1 protein-coding gene is annotated in these 588 nt (G+C 50.3%); it reads right to left on the bottom strand.

Going from position 1 to position 588, the window contains the following annotated elements; all coding sequences use genetic code 11:
* Positions 1-105 precede the first annotated feature (105 nt).
* Positions 106-336: a hypothetical protein gene (locus DWY76_RS13780; RefSeq protein WP_112122202.1), complete on the bottom strand. Its 231-nt coding sequence runs from the start codon at positions 334-336 to the stop codon at positions 106-108.
* Positions 337-588 lie beyond the last annotated feature (252 nt).

Genomic DNA, 588 nt, shown 5'->3' with positions numbered 1-588 from the left:
GGTCGTTGAAGTCGTATTCGACCTCATCAGGAATGCGGGTCAGCTTGCCCTTGATGGGAAAATTGTTCAGCTTTGCAAACTCTCGGATGGTCATGGCGCTTCTCCTTACTCAATCGCTTCTTCAATGCTGCTGGTGGCATCTTCCAGACTGCTTACCGCATCGGACAGGCTTTCACAGATTTCCTCGGTACGCTCGTACCGCTCGCCGCTCTGGAAGTTTTCAGGGATGTTGTCCCGGTATTCTTCTTCCTCGGTCTGGATTTCCTCAAGCTGCATCTGGAGGGTTTCAAGCTGGTCAACGATGGCCTGCAGGGCCTTTCTGCGCTCTCTGTTCATATATATTCTCCTTGATTTTTCATCGGTGGGTGGTTATAATTAAAAAGCGAGGGCGGCGGCTCCTACCCGCCGCCCTGCTCTTACGGATTACTTGTTATCCGTGGGGGTCTCGTTGCTCTGAATGATTCTGTTGGGTTTAATCGTGATCGTTATCCGCTCTGCAAGATCGGGATGTTCGACCAAGATTTCCAGCAGTTCTTTCAGAGCTTTTACTTTTTCATCCATCGGTCTGTTCTCCTTTCCGGTGAGCTT

Source organism: Faecalibacterium sp. AF27-11BH, from assembly GCF_003603005.1.
Lineage (GTDB): Bacteria > Bacillota > Clostridia > Oscillospirales > Ruminococcaceae > Faecalibacterium > Faecalibacterium taiwanense.
The sequence above is the reverse complement of the archived record's forward strand: the minus strand, read 5'-3'. Positions and strand labels throughout refer to the sequence as shown.